The 22307-nt window shown below is 34.0% G+C and carries 18 protein-coding genes and 1 tRNA gene; 7 read left to right on the top strand and 12 right to left on the bottom strand.

Features of this window, described 5'->3' with window-relative positions; genetic code table 11:
- Positions 1-22: 22 nt before the first annotated feature.
- From ABI657_RS09450 to ABI657_RS09405, 10 genes are all read right to left on the bottom strand, one after another.
- The gene (locus ABI657_RS09450; RefSeq protein WP_348097006.1) at positions 23-1330 is read right to left on the bottom strand and encodes a Fic family protein; all 1308 of its coding nucleotides are present in this window, start codon (positions 1328-1330) and stop codon (positions 23-25) included.
- Positions 1331-1523: 193 nt separating this feature from the next.
- Positions 1524-2765: a restriction endonuclease subunit S gene (locus ABI657_RS09445; RefSeq protein WP_348097005.1), complete on the bottom strand. Its 1242-nt coding sequence runs from the start codon at positions 2763-2765 to the stop codon at positions 1524-1526.
- Entirely contained in the window at positions 2765-3769 is a 1005-nt protein-coding gene (locus ABI657_RS09440; protein ID WP_348097004.1) for a virulence RhuM family protein, read from the bottom strand. The genes ABI657_RS09445 and ABI657_RS09440 overlap by 1 nt, the downstream gene beginning before the upstream one ends.
- A gap of 1 nt (position 3770) precedes the next feature.
- Complete coding sequence (locus ABI657_RS09435) at positions 3771-5363, bottom strand: type I restriction-modification system subunit M (protein WP_348097003.1); 1593 nt, start codon at positions 5361-5363, stop codon at positions 3771-3773.
- An 88-nt stretch (positions 5364-5451) separates the two neighbouring features.
- Positions 5452-5538: transfer RNA gene (locus tag ABI657_RS09430), tRNA-Ser, on the bottom strand.
- 95 nt (positions 5539-5633) lie between these two features.
- Positions 5634-6671, bottom strand: coding sequence for an asparaginase (locus ABI657_RS09425; protein ID WP_348097002.1), 1038 nt, complete (start codon positions 6669-6671; stop codon positions 5634-5636).
- Positions 6661-7797 carry a 1-acyl-sn-glycerol-3-phosphate acyltransferase gene (locus tag ABI657_RS09420; protein ID WP_348097001.1) on the bottom strand — a complete coding sequence of 379 codons (1137 nt, stop codon included), beginning with the start codon at positions 7795-7797 and terminating at the stop codon, positions 6661-6663. Before ABI657_RS09420 ends, ABI657_RS09425 begins: the two co-directional genes overlap by 11 nt.
- A gap of 63 nt (positions 7798-7860) precedes the next feature.
- A complete protein-coding gene (locus tag ABI657_RS09415; RefSeq protein WP_348097000.1) occupies positions 7861-8640 on the bottom strand; it encodes a TatD family hydrolase in 780 nt (259 codons plus the stop codon).
- Positions 8641-8792: 152 nt separating this feature from the next.
- The gene (locus ABI657_RS09410; RefSeq protein WP_348096999.1) at positions 8793-9518 is read right to left on the bottom strand and encodes a tetratricopeptide repeat protein; all 726 of its coding nucleotides are present in this window, start codon (positions 9516-9518) and stop codon (positions 8793-8795) included.
- Positions 9519-9524: 6 nt separating this feature from the next.
- On the bottom strand, positions 9525-10106 hold the full coding sequence (locus tag ABI657_RS09405) for a sigma-70 family RNA polymerase sigma factor (RefSeq protein WP_348096998.1): 582 nt from the start codon (positions 10104-10106) through the stop codon (positions 9525-9527).
- Positions 10107-10232: 126 nt separating this feature from the next.
- Between ABI657_RS09405 and ABI657_RS09400 the strand changes: the two genes are divergently transcribed.
- The 7 genes from ABI657_RS09400 (at position 10233) to ABI657_RS09370 (ending at position 19430) form a co-directional block, all read left to right on the top strand.
- Positions 10233-10532 (top strand): hypothetical protein, encoded by a 300-nt coding sequence (locus tag ABI657_RS09400; protein WP_348096997.1) that lies wholly within the window; start codon positions 10233-10235, stop codon positions 10530-10532.
- A gap of 68 nt (positions 10533-10600) precedes the next feature.
- On the top strand, positions 10601-11185 hold the full coding sequence (locus tag ABI657_RS09395; RefSeq protein WP_348096996.1) for a hypothetical protein: 585 nt from the start codon (positions 10601-10603) through the stop codon (positions 11183-11185).
- Positions 11186-11439: 254 nt separating this feature from the next.
- Positions 11440-12426, top strand: coding sequence for a hypothetical protein (locus tag ABI657_RS09390; protein WP_348096995.1), 987 nt, complete (start codon positions 11440-11442; stop codon positions 12424-12426).
- Positions 12427-12770: 344 nt separating this feature from the next.
- The gene (locus ABI657_RS09385) at positions 12771-14723 is read left to right on the top strand and encodes a PKD domain-containing protein (protein ID WP_348096994.1); all 1953 of its coding nucleotides are present in this window, start codon (positions 12771-12773) and stop codon (positions 14721-14723) included.
- Positions 14724-14841: 118 nt separating this feature from the next.
- Complete coding sequence (locus tag ABI657_RS09380; protein ID WP_348096993.1) at positions 14842-17496, top strand: CHAT domain-containing protein; 2655 nt, start codon at positions 14842-14844, stop codon at positions 17494-17496.
- Entirely contained in the window at positions 17448-17885 is a 438-nt protein-coding gene (locus ABI657_RS09375; protein ID WP_348096992.1) for a retropepsin-like aspartic protease, read from the top strand. The genes ABI657_RS09380 and ABI657_RS09375 overlap by 49 nt, the downstream gene beginning before the upstream one ends.
- A 54-nt stretch (positions 17886-17939) precedes the next feature.
- Positions 17940-19430 carry a T9SS type A sorting domain-containing protein gene (locus ABI657_RS09370; RefSeq protein WP_348096991.1) on the top strand — a complete coding sequence of 497 codons (1491 nt, stop codon included), beginning with the start codon at positions 17940-17942 and terminating at the stop codon, positions 19428-19430.
- A gap of 81 nt (positions 19431-19511) precedes the next feature.
- Here the strand turns inward: ABI657_RS09370 and ABI657_RS09365 are convergent, their stop codons facing one another.
- On the bottom strand, positions 19512-20741 hold the full coding sequence (locus ABI657_RS09365; protein ID WP_348096990.1) for a TCR/Tet family MFS transporter: 1230 nt from the start codon (positions 20739-20741) through the stop codon (positions 19512-19514).
- A gap of 92 nt (positions 20742-20833) precedes the next feature.
- The gene (gene odhB, locus ABI657_RS09360; protein ID WP_348096989.1) at positions 20834-22075 is read right to left on the bottom strand and encodes a 2-oxoglutarate dehydrogenase complex dihydrolipoyllysine-residue succinyltransferase; all 1242 of its coding nucleotides are present in this window, start codon (positions 22073-22075) and stop codon (positions 20834-20836) included.
- Positions 22076-22307 lie beyond the last annotated feature (232 nt).

Raw genomic sequence — 22307 nt, 5'->3', positions numbered from 1 at the left:
GATTCTATAAAAATCTCGAAGTTTATTTAATTTTGTTTTTAATTAATAAAGAACTGAAATTGTCTGAGCGAACAAAATTCTGCTTGACTTTATTTACTTGTATTATTTCTAAAAAACCAATTTTTACAAGTCCTAACAAATCTGTACGAGCTGTAAAATTGGATATTAAAAAACGATTTTCCACTTCTTTTACTGTAAAAATACTTTCTGGTTCATCATACAGTATTTTTAATAGTTGTGCTTGTCGTTCATTTACTCCTGGAATCTTTACAAAATTTGCAATCTGTAAATTTTCTTTTTGTTTAAGTTGGATATATTCTTTTAAGGCTTCAAATGATTTATCCATTACTTTCAAATGATAGGTCATAAAATAAGTCAAATCATTGGCATCTGCTTCAGTATATAAATAAGCCTTTTCGTATTGATTTTTAGTATCCTGAATAATTTTTGAAATAGATAAATATTCTGTCAGCCAATATCCTTTTTTTAATAAATACCAGTAAAACAAGGCACGGGCCGTTCTCCCGTTTCCATCTGTAAAAGGATGAATATAACCAATCATAAAATGAATTATTGTGGCTTTCAGGATTGGATGTATAAAAGTTTCTTTTTTATCAGTATTAAAAAAATTGCATAAATCTTCAATCAATTTTTCTAATTCTTTATTACCCGGAGGTGTATGAACCACTTCTCCATCAACATGATTAACCACATGCACATCATCAGATATTCTGAAAGCCCCTTCTTCCTTTTTATCATCCAAAGTGTCACAGGATATTAAACCATGAATATATAATAATTTCTCTGGTGTTAAATCATCATTTCTATTTTGGGTAATATGTTTGATTGTTACGTAATTATTAACAATCATTTGTTCTGATTTTGTTTTAGGCTTTACTTCTTTACGAAGCATTTCTTTTGCTTTCTTTCGAGTGGTATTGGCACCTTCAATCTGACTGCTCGAAATGGCTTCTTCCATAATAGCACTCACTAAATATCTGGTTTTGTCTGCATCGGGAACCACATTTTTGGCTCCCATATAACCGCCAATATTCATATCAAAATAATGAAGCGTTTTTTGAATATAATCAGTGCTTATATAATTGAATTGATATTTACCAAAAGTTACGATTTTATAATTTACAGCACGTGCCATTTTCACGGCAGACCATACTTGTGAAGGCTCTAAATCGTCAATTTTTTTATATTTTACTTTATCCCAATATAAATATTCATTATTTATCTCTTTAATTTTAATTACGACATCAGGCTTGTTTGCCAGAACAAATATCTTCTGTGTAAAAATCATTTTTGGTGCTTCTTCAATCATAAGAGAATATATTAAGATTAACCAAATATAATAAATTCTTCGAGATTCTTTATGAATCTCGAAGAATTTATAAGCTTTATGTTCTATCTAATTGAAAAAGACTTAGAAAAAATCAAACGCATTTCACAAAAAACGAACGCTAATTATCATTTTACATTAAAAACGCACGCTTGCTTAAAACTACAAACTCAACTTACACAAACATTTGCTGCAACAGTCCTTTTTTATATTCCTGCGTATCTTTTATTTGAGTTGTCACCAAAGCTATTTTTTCATCTATGGCTGAAAGAAAATTGGCGATTTTGGTTTGTTCTTCTAAACATGGCAAAGCAAATTTAATCTCTGCAAATCTTGTCGGGGAAAGACTTAACACTTTAGTTCCTTGAGCCATTATTTTTATTTGAAGTTTGATATTATCAGATTTCATTAAGTAGGCAAGAAAGCCAGTAGACAAAAAATTATTTGAAGGTCTTGCTACAAAAGTATGCAGTCCTGCTAAAACCTTTGCATTATTCAAATTTATAATTTCAATACTCTTGCCAATATCATCATAATCTTCAGAAGCATCGGCAATTTTTAAATAATTATCTAATGGTATTTTTTCAATTAAAACATCATTATTTATAAATGGAACGTTTTCTTTTTCTAGATAAAAAAGTGTTTTAAACTTTGTATGAATATCTCCATAATGAATATTTTTGACGGTTCCTTCTGAATAATTTAATTTATCTCTAGATAAAGAATTTGTACTTCTAAATGAAAAAATCTCTTTAAAAATTTTCTCCTCCCAATCCTCAAAATCATTTCCATTATCATCTTTAAACCGAATCTCCTGATTAAAGATTTTCTGCATCATTCCTTTTTTATATTCTTCTAAAAGGGCTTTTTTTTCTTTTAATAAATTGATTTTTTCATCTATTGACGAAAGGAAATTGGCGATTTTTGTTTGTTCTTGTTGAGAGGGATGTCCAAATTCTATCTTATAAAAGTCTGAATGATTTAAATCTGGTATTGTTGAAGTTCCAGCCAGGCTTTTAATCAAATTTTGAGTTTTGTCGAGAATCAAAAAAAAATACAAAAATCCTTTGTTAATACTTTCTGGAAATCGTATTTTAAAAAAATTATTATGAAAAGCTCCTTTTACATTTGTAACAACCATTCCTGTATTACCAGTTCTGGTCATTAAAATATCATCTTCTGTACAAAGAACAGATTGAGTTGGATTTTTTATAAAATATTTTTTTTGAGAACTTTCTTTTAAAAACTCATTAGTAATGTAAAAATGTGAATCTTCAACTTCTTCCAAAAATCTTTCTGATATTGGTATTTGTAAGCCTTGATTAATTTTAACTAAATTTTCAAAAACATTTTTTTTCCAATCCCCTTCAAACTCAGGAAACCGTAATTTTGGCTGTAAAGTTTGTTTTGCAGTCATTAGTTTCGTTTGTTTTTAAGTTGGTCTTCTAATTGTTTTAATTCTTCGAGATCCTGTTCATCTGCTTTTTGCGCTTCTAACTGTTTACGCTGTTTATGGAATGCATCGTAAACAGCATCTACTTTTTTTTCCATTTGCAAATGGGTCATATTGCCGTTATGATTCAGGACTTCTTTATCGTTAAACGCTATAATTCGATCCACATTTGTTTTCCAGAAATCCATTGTAATATCCTGCGCATTTTTTGCTCTTAATTCTGCTGTTTCAAGAAATACTACTACAAAACGATTAAGTAAATCTATCTCATCTGCAGTAAGATAATTTTTTGCGGTATAAATATCCTGTTTGCGTACAATACTGCCTTTCCAACTAGTAAGTGCCATATTTGGAGTATCGGCATTGGCACGGGAAACAATTATTTCTGCAGCCGTTTTTCCTGTAATAGCATAAAGCATTTTATTTTGTGTATCGGCAAAAAACATTTGGGTTGCTTTGTCTGTTGCATCATAATCACTGCTTAAAGTAAAAAGATCACGAACTTTTTGATAAAATCTTTTTTCAGAAGCTCGAATATCCCTAATTCGTTCGAGTAATTCATCAAAATAATCGGCTCTTCCGTTTGGGTTTTTAAGACGTTCGTCATCCATTACAAAACCCTTAATCATATATTCCTGCAGGTTTTGGTTTGCCCATTGTCTAAATTGGGTACCTCTTATGCTTCGCACCCTAAAACCAATTGCCAAAATCATAGCTAAAGAATAAAACGCAACATTATATTTTTTACCGTCAGAGGCAGTTGTCAAGTAATCCTTTACAACTGAAAATTCGTCTAACTCCTTATCTTTTAAGATATTTGCAATATGCAGACTTATATTTTGTTTAGAGGTGTCAAAAAGTTCTGCCAGTTGATTTTGGTTCATCCACACATCTCCGTCTTTGGCAAATAGAACCACATTTGCTTTTCCATCTACAGTGTTGTAAAAAATAAATTCCTGCTTTTCCATCTTAAAAAGGCGTTTTTATATTTAACTCTGCACAAAAAGAAGCAATTGTTTTATCAACCGTTTCCATTTTACTATCAATACTTTGCAGTTTTTCTGCAATTGCATTTACATCTATGCTTTTGGCTTCTTCAAAAGTATTAACATAACGAGGAATATTCAGGTTGTAATCGTTAGCTTTTACTTGTTCTAAAGTCGCAGTATTCGAGTATTTCTCAATTACAGCACGTGATTGATAGGTTTCGACAATTTTATTAATATGTTCCTCACGCAATACATTTTGGTTTTTTACTTTTTCAAAATCGTTGCTGGCATCAATAAACAAAATATCATCCGGGTTTTCTTTGCATTTTTTAAAAACCAAAATACAAGTCGGGATACTCGTACCATAAAACAAATTGGCCGGCAAACCAATAATAGCATCTATATAATTCCGGTCTTCTATTAAAAACTTACGAATATGTCCCTCGGCGGCACCACGAAACAAAACGCCGTGCGGTGCAATACACGCCATGATTCCGTTATCGTCAAGATGGTGCACCATATGTTGTATAAAAGCAAAATCGGCTTTAGTTCCCGGTGCTAATCTTCCGTATTGCGAAAAACGTTCTTCGTTCGAAAACAATGGGTTGGCACTCCATTTTGCTGAGAAAGGCGGGTTCGCTACAATTGCCTCAAATTTTAATCCTTCGTGTTGTGGGCGTTCCAGCGTATCTTCGTGTTTAATATCAAATTTATGATAATTGACATCGTGCAGAATCATGTTCATTCGTGCAAGGTTGTAGGTCGTACGGTTTTGTTCCTGTCCGTAAAAATGACCAACCTCATCGACTTCTTTTGCCACACGAAGCAACAACGAACCACTCCCACAAGTAGGGTCGTAAACTGATTTTAATTTGCTTTTTTTGGTGGTTACAATTTTCGCCAAAATAGTCGAAACTTGCTGTGGCGTATAAAACTCTCCCGCTTTTTGTCCCGCTCCTGCTGCAAATTGTGCAATTAGATATTCGTAGGCATCTCCTAAAACATCACCTTCGGTATTGTCCAAATCAAAATCAATTGCATCCAGCGCGGTTAAGATTTTCACGATAACATCGTTTCTGTCTTTGGTAGTTCTTCCAATTTTGGTTGAGTTTAAATCGATATCATAAAAAAGGTTATCAAAATCATCCTGGCTTTCAGAACCCATTGTACTTTTTTCTATGCTATTTAGAACATTGGCTAAATCTTCTAGTATAAAAGTACTTTGAATTTGTTCTTCGTCATCTTCATTAATTACTTTGGCATTTCCTTTTTTGGCAAGTGTTCCAAACAACTCAGATGGTTTTAAGAAATATCCTAAAGCATCAACTGTAGCTTCTTTTAATGCGCCTAAAATTTCTTTTCCCTGCTCGCTATTTTCATCAATTTCAGCGAAAATCAAATTATCTGGCTTCAGAAATTCATTGGCTTTTTTCTCCAGTTTTTCCGAAAGGTATTTGTAGAAAATAAAACCCAATATATAATCCTGAAATTGGTTGGCACTAATTTTTCCTCGTAATATATTCGCAATATCCCACAGCTTTTGTTCCAGCAATTTCTTTTGTTCGTCTGACATTATAATGTTGATTTGGTAATGGGAGAAAGTTAATAAAAAACCCCGAAATACAGATTCCGGGGTTTACTATTATTGGAGTTAAAACTCGCAGAGAGGAAGGGATTCGAACCCTCGATACAGTTACCCATATACTAGCTTTCCAGGCTAGCTCCTTCAACCACTCGGACACCTCTCTATTTTGGTTTGCAAATAACATGAAAAAAAATGAGTTAGAAAAACTATTTTGAAGAATCCTTTCTCAGTTTTCTGTTATTTTATAAAAAAACTTTCCTAAAGTGAAATTTCACCTCTTAACGATGTTTCAAAAATAGTTTTAAATTCAGTTTGCGGAATCGTAACCGAATGTCCCAGCAAATACATCAGTTTTGTGATGGCCGCTTCTGTCGTAATATCTTTTCCGGAAATAACGCCTAAAGATTTTAAAACAGTACTGGTTTCGTATTGTCCCATATTCACGCTTCCGCCGGAACATTGAGTAACGTTTACTATATGCAAACCATTCTGAATCGCTTTTTTTATGAGGTTTAAAAACCAGACTTCCGTTGGTGCATTTCCGGCTCCGTAGGTTTCCAAAACAATTCCTTTTAAATCTTTTATTGCCAGAATTGATCCTAAGACAGTTTCGCTCATTCCCGGAAACATTTTTATAATGGCTACATGATTATCCAGATTTTTATGAACAATCAGTTTTGCATCTGTTTTTACAGGAAGAAATAAATGCCGGTTTAGTTTAAGATGAACTCCGGATTCTACCAATTCAGGATAATTAGGTGCTGTAAAAGCCCTGAAATGTTCTGCATTTACTTTTGAAGTTCGGTTACCTCGGTATAATTTATATTCAAAATACAGGCAAACTTCAGTAATAACAGGCTTTCCATTTTCCTGAAGAGAAGCAATCTGAATGGCTGTAATCAAGTTTTCTTTTGCATCAGTACGCAAATCTCCAATTGGCAATTGGGAACCGGTAAATATCACAGGTTTGGTTAAATTTTCGAGCATAAAACTCAATGCAGATGCTGAGTATGACATAGTATCAGAACCATGCAAGACTACAAATCCGTCAAAAACAAGATAATTTTCCTCGATAATGTCGGCAATTTTAGCCCACATTTCAGGATTCATATTAGAAGAATCAATTGGATTTTCAAATGAAACCGTTTCGATTTCACAATCCAATTGTTTGATTTCCGGAATATTTTTCAGCAATTTGCCAAAATCAAAAGCTTTGAGTGCTCCTGTTTCAAAATCTTTACTCATTCCGATTGTTCCACCGGTGTAGATCAAGAGTATTTTGGCTTTAGATGACATCCTGGTATTTTAATTTACTGACAACCGGGTTGGCATACATGGATAAAAATCCTTGTCTGGCAACACCATTATCACAACCAATTCGCATTTCTAAACGGCGCTCGAAAAGCAGCTTCTCGTTTTCCTTATATAAATGTGAATATTTATTGGTTTCATTTAAGATATCGTAAGCAATAAAATTGGTTGGCCATAATTGGTAATTCTGCAAAATGGAATCATCAATTACCTGAGCCAAAGCCTGAATTTGTTTGTTCGAATTATCATTTTCTGCAACAATCTGATCAATTTCAGTATCCAGAACATCTCCAACAGAAATATGTATTCTTTTTTTAGTTCCCATGATACCGCTTAAAATGGTCATGAAATCTTCATTTTTATCTTTAACATAAACTTCATTATTGGCTTCTGCCATTAACTGCGGCATTTTTAAAACATCGGTCGGATCGTATTCGTAGGAAATAGCAACCGGAACAATTTTTAATTTTTTGAAGTAGTCCATCAGATTGGCTTCGTCAGAACCCATTCCGATCATTTTTAAAACACCCGGATTGGTTTCGTCATTTCCGTCTTTGGTACGGCCTTCCCTTTGTGCAATCCAAACTGAACGATTTTCGCGAAGCAATAATTGCCCCATATATTCTGCCAATAATTTAGAACTTTGTAACATTTCCCTTGGTGTCAGGCCTCTTAAAACCAAAAAGTTTCGGTTCAGTTTTGCCAGTGTACTCAGGAATGCTTTTTTAACCAGATTATCTCCAATTGCAGATGCTGTCATTACTAAGCCATGTTCAAACAAGCAAACATTCAGTAAAGTAGTATCCAGAAGAATATCCCTGTGGTTGGAAATGAATAGATAAGGTGTATTTTTTTCTAACTTTTCAAAACCTGAAGTCGTAAGTCCTTCAGAACTTTTGTCGAGTACTTTTTGAATTGTCTGATAGATAAAGTTGCATTGAAAATCACGAATAGAGTGTGTTTTCTTCAATTGCTCTTTCCAAACCTGATCTTCTAATTCCGGAAAAGTAAAATTCATCATGGTTTTCATCATCGGATGATTGACAACACCATGAAGTGCTTCATTTACTTCAGAATCATAAAATGGACGAATGGCATCAAATTTCTGCATTATAAATATCTATTTAGGAGCGCAAAAGAACAAAAAAAAAATCAAAGTATTGTAATCAGGATATTAAATCCCAAAAACGTCTTTAGAGTTCTGTGTCGTGGCTTCTGCAATTTCAGTTTCTGAAAGTTCGTAAATTTCAGCCAGTTTTGCAATTACATTTACTAAATAACTGCTTTCGTTTCGTTTTCCTCTGTATGGAATGGGTGCCAGATAAGGTGAATCGGTCTCTAAGACAATATGTTTCAAATTGATTTGGTTTAAAAACTGGTCAATTTTTCCGTTTTTAAAAGTCACTACGCCTCCAATTCCCAGCTTCATATTGTATGAAATTGCCTGAATTGCCTGCTCATAAGTTCCGGTAAAACAATGAAAAATCCCAAACAAATCATCTGATTTTTCTTCTTCCAGAATCTCAAAAATTTCATTAAAAGCTTCTCTGCAATGAATTACAATAGGTAATTTATATTGTTTTGCCAATTGAATCTGCCTTCTAAAAGCAATTTGCTGTTCTTTGAGATGCGTTTTGTCCCAATACAAGTCGATTCCGATTTCTCCAACGGCATAAAATTTTCTCTTTGAAAGTTCTGTTTCAACATGTTGCAGCTCATCCAGGTAATTCTCTTTCACGTAAGTGGGATGCAGCCCCATCATCAGGAAAACATTATCCGGATAATTTTGCTCTAAATCGTACATAGATTGTGTAGCGGAGGCATCAATGGCGGGAATAAAAAAACGCGTTACTCCGGCATTTATGGCTCTTTGTATCATTCCGTCACGATCCTGATCAAATTCTTCAGAATATAAATGTGTGTGTGTATCGGTTATTATAATAGTTGTTTCCAAGTTAAAAGTTTAAGACTGCAAAGTTGCGAAGTTTTTTAAAATTTAATCATTTAAAAATCATAAAATAAAAAAGACACTAAGGAAAATTCCTTGTGTCTTTTACACATCTTAAAAAGTGGCTTCCTATCTTATTTCACTGTTTCAAAAAATCACTAATCCAGCTCTTTCAATAATTTCTCAACCTGATCATAATGCTCAAAATCCGAAGGAATTGTCAGTAAAATTTCTTTGCAGTCCTTGTAATCTTTTTGTTTTAATTTGGATAACGCCAGACTCCAGGTTGCTTTATTTTTATAAACGGATGTTCCGGATTTTAGTTCCTTAAATACAGTTTCTGCTTTTACAAACTGATTTTCCTCCAATAAAGAAATTCCATAAAAATATTGAATCTCAGTTGTTTTATTTTCTTTCAGAATGGTTTCAAAAAGAGGAATTGCAGTTTTGTAATTTCTACTATTAAAAGCATCTTCCGCTTGTTTTAATTCTAATACAGTATTCCCTCTTTCTGTAAAATAAGCTTGTTCCGGATGATTATAATCAGCAAATTCAGGATTTGAATTTTGATTAAAAAAGAACAATCCAAATAATAATGCTACTGAAGCCGCTGCAGCATAATACCACGGCTGTAACGATATCACTTTTGTTTTGTTTTTATTGAAATGGTCATCAGCAATACGACTCAGGTTTTGCTTAAATGCTTCACGTTCCTCTTCGATTCCAAATTTGCTGTCTAATTGAAATTGTACTTCCTTAAAAGTATTGAATTCTGCAGCCAGTGCTTCATCATTCAATAACCGGCTTTCAAAAAGGTTGCGCTCCTCAACTGTCATTTCGTTTTGAAGATAGTGATCAAATTGTATGTATTTTTCCTCGTTCATGACTAGTTAGTTTTTTAGCGATTTAAAGTTTTTCGATTCCTGAATCCACTGTGTCAATTGCCCAATACATAACGATTTCTTCTTACGGACATAACCGTAGGTAACATTAAGTTTTTCGGCTACTTCCTCCATTGATTTAATCGCGAAACTTAATTTTAACAGTTCCTGGCATTTATCGCCTAACTTTAGAAACATAGCATCAAAAAGTTGTTGTTTTTCATCAAATGTTTCGGCTTGTTCAACCAATTCAAGAGCAGATTCATTTATAGATGCTGCATCTTCATTAATTGTTACCCCTTTATTGGATGTTTTTTTCAATTCATTCAGCCATTTTCTTTTGCATAACAAAAAAAAGTAGGCATCGAACGGGCAAGTGAGCTGCAAAGTATTGGCTTTAGCCTGATTGAAAAGCAAAATCATAACTTCCTGAATTACGTCCTGAGCCTGATCCTTGTCACCGGAATTATTCATTATATAGTTAACCACTTTGGGTACAAACTTTTTATAAATAGTCTGAATAACTGCAGAATCATTATTTGCGAGTCCTCCTATAAACATTTGGTCGGGATGAATTGTACTATTTGCCATATTAAAAATTATATGCGAATGTAAAAAAAAGAATCCAATATAAATTCAGATAAAAGGGGTAACAATTATAAGATGAGGTTGATATAAGGGAACAATAATCTTTTTAGGAATTTAAATAATCTCAAAATGAACAGGTATCAATTTACAACAGAAAAAGATTTTACCAAATTTCAAAAAACGCTTTCGGCCAAAATTCGCAATGGATTTGTAATTATAGAGCAAAATGACAAATTGCCTTACGCAGTTTTATCCCGAAAGAAAAAGCAGATTGATTCTTCATTTCATCTGGCGATGGTTTTTGCAACTCTTGGGATTTGGTCCGTTATCTGGCTTTATCAGTTTATTATTTCCCATCATAAAAAAGACATTCTTGTAGCTGTCGATGAAGACGGAAATATTTTTGAAGAAAAATGCCTTTCCCTATAAATCAAAAAATGGAGGGTAACAATTTCTTCACTTTCAACATCTATTATAAATCTTTAAAACCAAAAATTATGAAAACTATTAAAACTCTTATATTTTGTTTTGCATTCGTTTCAATATTAGGTTGCGACAATGACAACGACCCTTCAAACAATGTATGCGACACAACATATGTTTCTACTCTGATCACTACGGCGTTTTCTACAGCCAATAGTTATGATGATCTAACAACAATGGATTTGGAGACACATGAATATACGATTCAAATCAATGAAGATGGGGAAATCTGCAGTGTGGGCTATCAAAACCCCAGTACGTATACCGGAGGCTATACGATGACAGTAACCAATACAACCACCAATACAAGTTATTCAGGTGTGCATACATTTTCTCAAACAGCATTGGATTATCAACCTATCACACCTGTAATCGTAAATAACGGAGATATCATCAACGTAAAAAGAACCATTCTTCCCGGCTATACCATGTTAAACCAAACTGTGGGGCGTTTACTTAGAAAATCAAACGGCTCAACTGTTCCATATCCAATTACGCAGGGAACTGCAGTCTTTCTAAGTTCCTCGTTTTATGGAACCGGCGGACCAGCCTTAAATTTTGCACAACCTTACATCGCATTGGGTTTTAAAGTAAACTAAAATTCAGGGGTAACAAATTATTCAGTCAATTGATATAACCCTATAAATAAAGATTAAAAAAAAATCAAAAACAGGGGTAACAAATTATTTACCCAATTGATATACCAGTAGAAACAGAGATTAAAAATAAATTTTGAAATAAAGGGTAACAATATCAAACCCGAATTGATATAAGAACATAAGAATTAAATTAACAACCAGAATCTGAAAACCAACTGATAACGATCAGCTCAGATTTATAAAAATTAGAAATCATGAATACAAATTTTAAAAAAATCGGATTATTATTTTTAGCATTAGCAACTTTTGCAAGTTGTGATGATAATGACGGAGAAAACGAAACTATGATTACGCCTCCCACTGCTGCTGCATTTAAAGGAATAAACGAAGCAGGAATTAAAAAGAATACACAGAATTTTACCGTTACAGCCGGAGCGGGTCTAGTAACATTCACATCTGCTAAAGGAGTTAAAGTAAACATCAACGGAGATTGCTTAACAAAAAACGGAGTTGCAGTAACAGGAGCAGTAAATATTGAATATATCGAGCTTTTTGACAAAGGAAATATGCTTATTACCAACAAACCTACAATGGGTGTAACAGCTGATGGAAAGAAAAATTTATTGATTTCAGGTGGTGAATTCTTTATCAAAGCAACACAAGGTGGTGTAGCACTTGAAACTTCCTGCTCAATGAATATGATGGTTCCTGCTGCCTTAACTGATGGTGTCGACAATACTATGACTTTATGGAATGGTTTAATCGATGACACAGGAGAATTAGCATGGAGAGAAGCAAAAGCGGGTGCTGACGGAAATGGTGGAAAAGGGGGTGTACAAGGTGAAGGAAACAACTATTATGTTACTTTTGGAAACTTTGGATGGACAAATGTTGACCGTTTTTACAGCGATCCAAGACCTAAAACAACAATTCTTGTAGATGCTCCTGAAGGTTACGACAATACAAACAGCGCTGTTTATTTATCTTACGATGGAGAAGGCCAAAACGCACTTGCCAAATTAGACACTTATACTGCAGAAGGTTTATTCAGCGAACACTACGGACAAATTCCGGTGGGATTGGCGTGTCACATCATTTTCGCTACAGAAGATAACGGTAACTGGCGTTATGCCATTAAAGGAGTGACTACAACAGCTAATGCAGTTTATACGTTTACACTTGCTGAAACAACTGTTGTTACAGAAGCCCAATTGGTAGCCGCAATAAATGCTATTCAATAACTTACTAAATACTTTTTTAAGAAAAAGTGGTGATTTGCTCATCACTTTTTTTTACATTTAAAACTTATTTGAACTCATTTTAATGATTTTTATACCATTTAAACTTAGAATTTATAGTAAATAAAATTTGATTTTTTTTCTTTATTTCAAAAAAGAAAAATAAAGCATAGCTGGCTACGGTTTCTTTTTATTTTGAAGAAGAAAGGAAAAAAAGTTATTTTATTGCTGTAAATTCTAAGTTTAAATGGTATTATAAGCTAATCCTGCTGTACACTATATCTTTTATGCCGAACCCCGGCACAAAAGGATGCCGTTTCCATCAGGGCTAAAAAACCTCCTCGACCATGAAAAAACTTTTATGCTGTTTCCTTCTTCTTTCATCAGTAATGGTGTTGGCGCAGACCAAAGTAAAAGACACCATCACCCGAAGAGCCACTATCAGCTACAATCAAAAAGCAAATACGGTAACGTTTAAACCCGAAACCCCGCCACTAATACCAATCGCAGGCGCACCGAAACCAAGCTACTCCTATTTATGGGAACTCGGCGATGGTCATTACAGCAAACAGGCAGAACCCATACATGTTTATAAAAACAAAGGAACCTACACTGCACGTCTAGCCGTTACCAATAATTACGACAACGGAAAACCTCCTGCTACACGTCCAAAAAAAGTAGCCGTCAACGAAATAGCAGACGATCCCTATCAGGACATCGCCTCAATTGCCGGCCAAAACGGATTTGCAATTCAAAAAAACTGCGATCCCATTCCGGATCAGGAAATGGTAGTCGTAGTCAGTTACCAAAACCTGGAGAATTATGTTGCCAACGGAAAACTATATCTTTTTTACAACGAGAAACAATTCAAAAACAACAACTTCGAATTACTTGATTTTAGAACGTACGCAGGCGAACGCGAAGTAAAAGAAAATACCATTGCATCAGTTGATGATCTGGACGATTCTAAAAATTATCTGGCTTCCGCCGAAAATAGTTTCAAAACCAAGAAATACAAAAACACCACGACAGAAGAAGATCTGGAAGCTAGTTTAAAAGAGGCACATTCACTTTACAATAATGTATCAATTCTGGAATTTGACGACAGCAATCCAACAGAAACACGAAATGTTTTTTACACTTTCAAAACCACTCCGGAAATGATTAAAGATACCAGTGCAACGGTTACCATGCGGGGTATTTTTGTCCCGAACCGAAGTTTTAAGAATCATAAAATAAAAAACCTTGAAATGGAAATTGTAACCTCCCACGATCCCAACAAAATGGGCTCTAACGGAAATTTGATCAATTACAGATTGGTTCGTTTTAAAAGAGTAAAATTCAAAACCCGTTTTCAAAACAACGGTGAAGGACCTGCAAGAAAAATTCGCTTAGAGACGGATATTCCGGATATGTTCGACAAAAAAACGTTTCAAATTGAAGGCATGTATCCCGAATGCCCGATTTGTCCAAAAGGCGAGGAACCCACAGTAAGCTGTCTGGATACCATCATCAAACAAAAACAAATCATTTTTACCTTCAAAAATATTTATCTTCCGGGAACGGAGCAAAAAAACGTACAGGAAAAAGACAGTACAAAAGGTTTTGTAAGGTATTCAATGAAATTCAACGAAGACTTTCACAAAGTAAAAACCAAAAGCAGAACCGCGATTATTTTTGATAAAAATGAACCCATTATTACCAATTATGCCACGACCCGGTTTTTACCCGGAATATCCATTGGAGTTAAAGCCGGATATAATTTCTATCCTGATCTGGAAAAATCGACCAGTTATTTCGTAGGAGCTACCATTTCACCTTTCAAATCGTATCGCTTTTACTGGCAGGCAGAATGGGTGAATAGTTTAAATAAATATGACAGTGCAATTAATGTGCTTGATGAAACAATTGCCAATCCAAACGGTGTCAAGCAAAGACAACGTACGACAACGAGTACTGAAAATAAAAGCCTAAATTGGGAAGTACCGGTTTTGATTCGGTACAACATTAACAACTACATAGGAATTGGTGCCGGCTTTCAGGCTAACATAAATATTACGCAAGAACAAAACCAGACTAAACAAATCGATCTTTTTGAAGGGGATTCCGATAAATTCATTATTAATACAAGAACAGAATCTAATTCAGTTAAAAACTCATTTACTGACGTAAAAACCGGTTTACTGCTGGATTTAACCGCCGGATTTGCCAGAATTGGCCCAAGTCTGGGTGCCCGTTATGTAATTAATTTTGAACAGAATTTTAATTATTTCCAGTTGTATGGGATTTGGAAATTTTAGTTTATGACACAGAGATTCAGAGAGACTGCACAAAGATTCGCAAAATTATTTTTACCTCTTTGCGTGCCTTTGCGAAAATCTTTGTGAATCTCAGTGAAATAAATACGCACAAACTAATATGAACTTATATTACTTATATGGTTTAATCTTTCTTTTTGTTAACCTGAATGTTCTTGGACAAAATCAGGAAGATAAAATATACAATGCAATTGATGTTTTTGTCGCTCGTCCTTCCGCGAAAGCGTTACAAAATCTAACAAATAAAGAAACAGCTTTTTGGCGAAATTCCAGACCCAAAACTAAAAATGAATTATTGGCGATTGTAGTTTTAAACTGCAATAAAGCCTATTATGAAAATCAATTTGGGCAATCTCAAAATGCAATAAAAAGCTACGAAAAGGCCTGGCAGGTTTATCAGAAACACCAACTTAATAATTATGATATTACTGAATATTGCCTAAAACCTTTAGGCAACTTATACACGATTTTGGGCGATTATGACAGCGCCGAAAACACCATTAAACAATATTATTTTATTGCGAATCTCGAAAAAAATGAGCCCCATAAAGTAGCTGCAATTCTTAATTTATCGAATGTTTACCAAAATACAGGAAATGTTTATAAAGCAATTGATTTAATCGAAAAGACACTTCAGACAGAAAAATTAACCCCAACTCAAAAAGGTATTTTATTAAACAATTTAGGAACTAATTATTTCCTGACAACAAAGGGTTTTTTAATGCAAAAAAATGCTTTTAGCAAGGCTGAAAATGCTTTTCTGAAAGCCATTTCATTATTAAAAAATTATAAATCACAAACTGAAACTTTATCCAATTCTTACCGGAATTTAGCAAAACTAAACCTGGAACGCAACGATTTAAAAATGGCTTCGGAATATTTCGAAAAAGCTAAAATTGAATTTAATAAAATCCCAAATCAGGAACCCCGGAAAATAGCGCAGTTTTATTATGAGGCTGCTTTTATTTGTTTCAAACAAGCAAAAATAACTGAAGCAAATACAAATATTACAGCTGTTTTTAAAACACTTCTTCCCCACTATTCGAAACTAAAAAGTATTTTGCCTAATCAAAATTCGCTGTATGCTGAAACTGTTTTGCTGGATGCTTTAGATTTGCAGGCTGAAATTTATCAGGCACAAAAACAGCCTGAAAATGCTTTAAAAAGTTACGCTCTTTCCTTTTATATCGAAGATTTATTCCAATCGCTTTTGGTATATGAAAATTCTAAAATCATCACGCAAATCAGAAATCGAAACCGAACTGGAAAGTGCATTGCTATCTACTACTCTCTTTTTGAAAAAGAAAAAAAAATGAGTTATATCGAAAGTGCTTTTCTTCTTTCTGAACAAACCAAATCTGTGGTTTTAAAAAATCATCTAAGCAATGCTGAAAGCATGACAAGAGAAGAAAAATTAATTCTGCAGCAACTTCAAAACTGGAATACAACTATCCTAAAAGAACAGCAAAAACTGGAATTAGCAGATATTTCTAAAATTAATGAAGCCATCAAAAAGCAAAATGAATTAATACTCCTTCTTAAAAATAATAAAAGTGAAGAAGCTAAAGAAACAAAAACAGAATTTGTCTTAGAAAAATTATATTCTAAATTAGAGAATGACAAGGCTACAATGATTGCGTATTTTTTTGGCGATAATTGCATTTATAATTTTACGGTCGAAAACAAAAAAATAACACTTCATTATATCTCTCTTGAAAATACCGGTTTTAGTAATCTGATGGATTTTATTCGCTTTTTTAGTAATCCGAAAGCGATTGCTGATGATCCCCAAAATTATAATCGGGTTGGAAATAAAATATACCGGAAGTTAAAAATTCCTTCTTCTAAAAAGTATAAAAACCTTATTATCATTCCTGATGGTATTTTGAGCTTCCTGCCTTTTGAAGCACTGATTAGTGAAGAATCTACAACTACAAATTTTGCAAAAATGCATTATTTGTTAAATGATTTTAAAATTGGCTATAATAATTCTGCTTCGTTTTATTTAAACTCGATTCCATTCTCAAAGAGTAAAAAAACAGTTTTGGGAATTTTTCCTGTATTTGAAAAAACCAATTTTGCTTTAACTTTTTCCGAAAATGAGTTACAATCCATAAAAAAGAATTTTAAAGGCAGGTTTTTTGAAAACAATACTGCCACATTTTCTAATTTCAAAAATAATGCTGCTCATTATTCTATTCTGCATTTAAGTACTCATGCTTCTTCGGGCGATATGGAAACTCCGGCCAGCATCAAATTTTATGATCAGGAAATACTGTATTCTGAATTGTACAATCTCAATATAAATCCGGATCTAGTTGTTTTAAGCGCCTGCGAAACCGGAATTGGCAAACTGTACAAAGCCGAAGGTGCAATGAGCATAGCAAGGGGGTTTCAGTTTGCCGGTGCCCAGAATTTATTGTTCTCCCTGTGGAAAGTGAATGATTATACGACTTCTGTATTTATGTCTGACTTCTATGAGAATGTAAAAAATAACCAAACTTATTTTGAAGCCAATACCAACGCTAAAATTGCCTTTTTAAATGATCCTGAAGTGTCAAACGATAAAAAGTCACCTTATTACTGGAGTTCATTTGTCTATTATGGTTCGATATCTACTCAGGAAAACACAACAAATTATATCGTTTATATCATTAGCTTTTTGGCTGTAATTGGCTTATTTTTGGTTTTCAATCGTTATCAAAAATGGAAAATCTTCACCTGGTTCTCAAAAAAGAAAAGTATAAAAAGATAAAGTTCAAAATCATAAAAACGCAGCATTTATTGATTAAAGCAAAAATCAATGGTGTTTCTGGAAATTTTATTTTAGATACAGGTGCTTCCAACTCTTGCGTGGGTTTTGAAAGTATCGAGCGATTTGAATTAACTTCTAAAAAATCCAAAACCAAAGCTGCAGGAGCAGGCGGAACCGGAATGAAAACCCAAATCTCCAAACATAATTCCCTGCAAATTGGTTCGTGGAAAACTACTGATTTTGGAATAGTAATTTTCGACCTTTCTCATGTTAATGAAGCATTAACGCAATACAAAGCAAAACCTGTTCACGGCATTATAGGCGCTGATGTTTTGATGGAAGGAAAAGGAATTATTGATTATTATAATCATTATTTGTATTTGAAGTAAAAAGTAAGTTTTTTATCTATATTTGCCAAATCTGTTTTTAACAAATATACTTTTATGAAAAAAACTCTATTTTGTCTACTTGTTTTTCTGCCTTCCTTATTTTATGCTCAGATTAGCAGTATAATACACTGTGCTGGAGATACTACTTTTGATTTAACAAGCCGATATGAGGAAATAAAAAATCAAAATTCTAATGTAACTATTACCAACATTAAATATTATGCAAAGGATACTTATGCCAGAAATGACGAGTATGCAATTACAGATCCTAAGAATTTTGTTTTCAATGAAAGCCAACTAAGTATTTATTATAAAATATATATTAGTACTGGAAACAGTATTATGGGTTCCTTTCTTTTGATCTTGAATTCTCCTTTGAATATTGCTTATGCTAATCTTACCTATCCAAGCTGTGCAAATTCAAAGTTAACCATTGGTGTTACCGGAGGTAGATCTCCTTATCAATATTCTTTAGATGGAGTTAATTTTCAAACAAATAATTTTTTTGAAAATTTAGATCCAGGAACCTATGCTATTTATATAAAAGATAATTATGGCTGTATAGTCACTTCTGAAAAAATCGTAACTCCTTTACCTTCACTTGCTGTAACATATTTAAAAATTGACAATACTTGTTTCGGTACTAGTAATGGAAAAATCGAGGTTAAAACAACTGGAGGAAAGTCACCTTATACTTATTCAATGAATGGTAGTAGTTACAAAACTTCAAATATATTTACAAATTTAGCATCTGGTACTTATAACATAACTGTAAAAGATGCTCTTGGATGTTTTGTAACTTACCCGGTATTCATAACCGAACCAACTATTTTAGTCGCAACAGCTACTGTAGAAAATCAAACCATAACAATTAATGCTACTGGAGGTAACGCTAATTACAGTTATGGATTAGATGGTGTTACTTATCAACCAAGTAATGTTTTTACAAATATGGCTTTTGGGGATCACAATATTTATGTTAAAGATGAGTATGCATGCGCTTTTGAGATGACTGTAACAGTAAATCCTCCTACTCCGTTAATAAATGGTAAAAACACATTAGCTGTAGAATTTACTCCAGGACAAACTTTGGGAGATATTGTTGTTGATGGTCAAAATATAAAATGGTACAGCTCACAAAATTCATTAACTGGTAAAACGCGTAAGTTAGCTGAAACAACTTTGCCTTTAACAACAGTTTTGATTGATGGTGTGACTTATTATGCCTCGCAAACCATTAACGGAATTGAAAGTAAGGAACGTCTTGCCGTAACTGCAAAATCAAACGGATCACTTTCAACTTCAGATTTTGTTTTGCCGAATTTAAAATATTACCCAAATCCGGTACACCAAAACTTGTGGATAAGCAACACAGAAGTTATTGATGAAATCGAAATATTTTCTATTGCAGGTAAATCTGTTTTAACTAAAAAAATAAACACTACACATTCTGAAATTGATTTATCAGGTACTTCAACAGGCGTATATTTCATTAAAGTGAAGTCAGAAGGAAAAATCAAAACACTAAAAATTGTAAAAGAATAAAGAATTAGATTCGAACCCTGAACTCAAAAAAATCCCAAACTCCTTAATGGAATTTGGGATTTTTTGGTAGTAAGGAGTTAATTATTTTGTATTTGAAGCAGCATGTTTTTTTAATGATCGGTAAGCGACAATACCGCTAATCATCATCAAAAAACCACCCAAAACAAATGGCATTCCCGCAAATTCAAAGGGTGCTTCTTTATGCGTAAAATAATAAAAAAGACCCGACATTACTGGCGGACCGATAATCATTGCCGCACTCATCAAACTCGCAATTGTTCCCTGAATTTCACCTTGTTCCGTTGGAAGGACATTCCCTGCAATTATAGCCTTCAATGCAGGTCCGGCGATACCGGCAAGACAATACGGAATCAAAAAAAGAAACATCATCCAGCCTTTTGAAGCAAAGGCAAACAAAAACATTCCGATAGTATACAATGCCATTCCAATATAAATGCTTTTTTCATTTCCGAATTTTCGACTGGTGAATCGTATCAATCCTCCCTGAACAAGACTTACCAAAACTCCGACAACCCCCAACGAAATTCCGACCATTTTTTCGTTCCAGCTGAATTTGTACATCGTAAAATAACTCCAGTTGCTTTCTACCGCATGCGATGCCACATAAATCAAAAACAAGGCAATCATTAATCCGTACAGCGAAGGGTATTTTTTTAAATTTAAAAAAGCCCCAATTGGATTGGCTCTTTTCAGATTCAAAGGTCTTCTGTTTTCTTTTGATAATGATTCCGGCAAAATAAAATAACCGTACAAGAAATTCAGCAGGCATAATATCCCTGCTGCGTAAAATGGAACCCTGGATCCGTATTGCCCCAAAAGTCCACCAATAACAGGTCCGATTATAAATCCAAGGCCAAAAGCTACCCCAATCATTCCGAAATTTTTGGCTCTGTTTTCTGGCGTACTCACATCAGCAATATAGGCCGCAGCAGTTGAAATACTGGCACCTGTTAATCCGGCAATTACTCTTCCTATAAACAGCCACGTTATTGTTGGGGCAAATGCAAGCAAAATATAATCGAGCGAAAAAGCAAAAAGCGAAATCAAAATTATGGGTCTACGCCCGAATTTATCACTTAGGTTACCAATCAAAGGCGCAAACATAAATTGGGTTATTGCATACGCAAAGGTTAACCAGCCACCATATTTTGCGGCTTCGCTGACATCGTCCTGAATCAGTTCTTCGATTAATTTGGGAATAACAGGAATAATAATTCCCCATCCTGTAATATCAATCAACATGGTGATGAAGATAAAACTGATTGCAGCTTGTTTTTTGTTGGATGCCATAAATAATGTTGGTCGTTAGTAGGGCAAATAAACAAAAAATCCGTCTCGTTTTAGAACGAGACGGATTTTTTTATTTTAAGAGTAAATTTTGACTACAACTCCAATGCTCTTTTAGCATCGCCGTTCATCAATAATTCTACTGGATTCTCTAAAGCTTCTTTAACAGCAACCAGGAAACCAACTGACTCACGTCCGTCGATAATTCTGTGATCGTAAGAAAGTGCTACGTACATCATTGGGTGAATTTCCACTTTACCGTTTACAGCAATCGGACGCTCGATAATATTGTGCATTCCTAAGATTCCTGATTGAGGAGGATTGATAATTGGTGTAGATAACATACTTCCAAATACACCACCATTTGTAATTGTGAATGTTCCGCCTGTCATATCATCAACTGTGATTTGTCCGTCACGTGCTCTTAAAGCCAGTCTTTTGATTTCGGCTTCAACTCCACGGAAAGTTAAATTTTCAGCATTACGAACTACAGGAACCATCAAACCTTTTGGTCCTGAAACTGCAATTGAGATATCGGCAAAATCGTATGCTATTTTATAATCACCATCCATCATTGAGTTAACATCAGGATATAATTCTAAAGCTCTTGTAACTGCTTTAGTAAAGAAAGACATGTATCCTAAACCTAAACCGCCATGTTTTGCTTTGAAAGCGTCTTTGTACTCATTACGAATCAGGTTGATTGGCGTCATGTTTACTTCGTTGAAAGTAGTCAACATCGCTGTTTCGTTTTTAGCAGCTACTAGTCTTTCAGCCACTTTACGACGTAACATTGATAATTTTGTACGCTCAGAACCACGGTTTCCTCCAGTTGGAGTTCCCATTGAAGGTACTGATGCGTTTACAGCATCGTCTTTTGTAATTCTTCCGCCTTTACCAGTTCCTGAAACTGTTGCTGGTGCTATATTTTTTTCGTCTAATATTTTTCTTGCTGCCGGAGATGGAGTTCCTGTAGCATATGTAGTTGCTGCTGCAGGTGCTTCTTTTGGAGCTTCTGCCTTAACCTCAGCTTTTGGTGCTTCTGCTTTAGCTTCAGTTTTTGGAGCTTCTGCTGCCGGAGCATCTCCTGCAGGTTTTACACCATCCGTGTCAATTAAACAAACTACGGCTCCTACTGCAACCGCGTCACCTTCTTCTGCTTTTAGCGTAATGATTCCGCTCATTTCAGCTGGTAATTCAAGAGTAGCTTTGTCTGAATCAACTTCGGCAATAGCCTGATCTTTTTCTACATAATCTCCGTCTTTTACTAACCAAGTTGCAATTTCTACTTCTTTTATTGATTCCCCTGGTGATGGGACTTTCATTTCTAAAATCATGTTCTGTTATTTTAAATTATGAATTTTATGTTTTTAATGTTCCGTGAAGAACTTTCTTATTTTTATTTTTCTGGCCCTGATAGAAGTGAAAATCCTTTTTATTTTTTCTTTAAAAATAAAAAGATTGCAACGAATAGCAGGAAATAGCTTCTAAAAATATTTATTTTAGTGTGATTGCTTCGTTCCTCGCAATGACTATCTGAATAAATCTTTATCAAAAACCATTCTGATT

It is taken from the genome of Flavobacterium sp., assembly GCF_039930565.1.
Lineage (GTDB): Bacteria > Bacteroidota > Bacteroidia > Flavobacteriales > Flavobacteriaceae > Flavobacterium.
This window is presented reverse-complemented; position numbering and strand designations above follow the sequence as displayed.